The following is a 2,634-nucleotide window of genomic DNA, read 5'->3' as shown; positions in this document are numbered from 1 at the left end:
GGCCCGCCCTGGTCGCGGCCGTGGACGCGGGCCTGCCCGTACCCGGCCGGATCGTCCTGGCCGTCACCCCCGCACCGGCCGACGGCGGCGCGCCCGACGCCGTCCGCGCCCGCGCGCTCGCCGCGCTCGCGGCCCTGCGCGGCCGGGCGGCGGACCCGCGGTTCGCGGCGGCACGCCTCGTCGTGGTGACCCGGGGCGCGGTGTTCGCCGAGCCCGGCGACCGCGTCGGCGACCCCGGAGCGGCCACCGTGTGGGGGCTCGTCCGCTCGGCCCGCTCCGCGGATCCGGACCGGATCGTCCTCGCCGACCTCGACGACCACGACACGTCCCCGCGGGCGCTCGCGGCCGCGGTGGACTCGGGGACGGCCGAGTTCGCGGTGCGGGCCGGGCAGGTCCTCGTACCCGTCCTGAGCCGGGTACCCGCGGCCAAGGCCACCGGCGCCGTCTTCCCGGCGGACGGCACGGTCCTGGTGACCGGTGCCACGGGCCGGGTGGGCGCCGCGGTGGCCCGGCATCTGGTGACCGCGCACGGCGTACGTCGGCTGGTGCTGGTGGGTCCGGCGGGGAGCACGACACGGGAACCGGCCGCCGAACTGTCCGCGCTCGGCGCCACGGTCGAAGTGGCCGAGGCGGACGGCTGCGACAGCACGAGCCGGGAAGCCCTGGCCCGGGTGCTGGCCGCCATTCCGGCGGAGTATCCGGTGCGGGCCGTCGTGCACGCGGCGGGGGCCGTGCACGCGGCGGGGGCCGCGGACGCCGTGGCCGACGACGCCGAGTGGGCGCCCGACCGCGTGGAAGCGGCGCTGCGCGGCACCGTCGACACCGCCTGGCACCTGCACGAGCTGACGCGGGAGCTGGACCTCTCGGCGTTCGTCCTGCACGCCTCGGCGGCAGGACTGACCGGCGACCGTACCCACGCGGCGCGGGCCGCGGGCGACGCCTTCCTCGACGCCCTCGCCCAGCACCGGCGGGCCCAGGGGCTCCCCGGCCTCTCGCTCGCCTGGGGGCCGTGGGCCGCCCCGGACGAGGCCCTGGACGAGGCTCCGGACGACGAGAGCGGCGAAGCGGCGGAAGGCGCCCACGGGTTCCTCCCGCTGACCGAGGCCGAGGGACTCGCCCTCTTCGACGACGCCCTCACCCGGCCGGAGGCCGCGCTGGCCCCGCTGTGCGCGGACACCGCGGCCCTGCGCCGGGGCGACCCGGACGTGGCGCCGGTGCTGTCCGGGCTGGTGACGGCCCGTCGGCGCGGCCCCGGCGGGAACGGCGCCGCCGAGGCCACGCCCGCGATCGTCGGACGCCTCATGGAGCTCCCGGAGGACGAACAAGTGGTGGCGCTCGTCGGCCTGGTGCGCGCCTGCGCCGCCGCCGTCCTCGGCCACGCCGACCCCGAGGACATCGACCCCGGGACGGCGTTCAAGGACCTCGGCTTCGACTCCCTCACCGCACTGGCGGTGCGCAACCGGCTGAGGACGGCGACCGGGCTGGCGCTGCCCGCCACGCTGGTCTTCAGCCACCCGAACGCGGCCGCCCTCGGCCGCCACCTGCAGACCCGGCTGCGCCAGGAGCACACGGTCTCGTGGGACTCCGTGCTCGGCGAGATCGACCGCGTCGAGGCGATGCTCGCGCTGCTCGGCGACCAGGACCGGACCAAGGCCGCGGAACGCCTCCGGGAGCTGGCCGAGGGCCGCGCGAACGGCAGCGCGGAGCCCGAGGACCCAGCAGCGCAGGAGAAGTTCGGCTCGGCCTCCGATGAGGAGATGTTCGACTTCATCGACCGCAGTACCGCTCGCTGACCACCGACCACAGGGCTGGGGCATTCCCGTCCTCACGGACACTCACGGAGCACATGCGATGGCGAACGAAGAACAACTTCGCGACTACCTGCGACGAGCGGCGAACGAACTGCACGAGACCCGGGAGCGGCTGCGGGACGCCGAGGACCGGTGGCACGAACCCCTCGCCATCGTCGGCATGCAGTGCCGCTATCCCGGCGGGGTCACCTCCCCCCAGGAACTGTGGGAACTGGTCGACACCGGCACCGACGCCATCACCGGAATCCCGTCCGGACGCGGCTGGGAGCACGCCGAGACCGTCGCCGGCGCCTCCTACCGGGGCGGATTCCTGCACGACGCGGCCGACTTCGACCCCGACTTCTTCGGTATCTCGCCCCGCGAGGCGCTCGCGATGGACCCGCAGCAGCGCCTGCTGCTGGAGGCGTCCTGGGAGACCCTCGAACGGGCCGGGATCGATCCCGCCTCGCTGCGCGGAAGCCGTACGGGCGTGTTCGTCGGGGTCATCGCGAGCGACTACCTGTCCCGGCTGTCCAGCACCCCCAAGGAGGTCGAGGGGCACCTGCTGACGGGCAGCCTGGTCAGCGTCGCCTCGGGCCGGATCGCCTACACCCTCGGCCTGGAGGGCGCGGCGGTGACCGTCGACACCGCGTGCTCGTCCTCCCTCGTCGCCCTGCACCTCGCGTGCCAGGCGCTGCGCGCGGGGGAGTGCGACCTCGCGCTCGTCGGCGGCGCGACCGTGCTCGCCACCCCCGGCGCGTTCGACGAGTTCGCGCGCCAGCGCGGGCTCGCCCCCGACGGCCGCTTCAAGTCGTTCGCGGCGGCGGCCGACGGCACGGGCTGG

2 protein-coding genes are annotated in these 2,634 nt (G+C 76.2%); both read left to right on the top strand.

Annotated features, from left to right (window positions below; genetic code table 11):
- On the top strand, positions 1–1,793 hold a 1,793-nt coding region (locus tag K6I34_RS35320; protein WP_229332119.1), incomplete at its 5' end, for a type I polyketide synthase.
- 58 nt (positions 1,794–1,851) lie between these two features.
- The coding region (locus K6I34_RS35315) for a beta-ketoacyl synthase N-terminal-like domain-containing protein (RefSeq protein WP_229332118.1) at positions 1,852–2,634 on the top strand (783 nt) is incomplete at its 3' end.

Origin of the sequence: Streptomyces sp. UNOC14_S4 (assembly GCF_020740835.1) — a bacterium.
Classification (GTDB): Bacteria; Actinomycetota; Actinomycetes; order Streptomycetales; family Streptomycetaceae; genus Streptomyces.
Note: the sequence above shows the minus strand (reverse complement) of the source record. Positions and strands in the feature narration are given on the sequence as shown.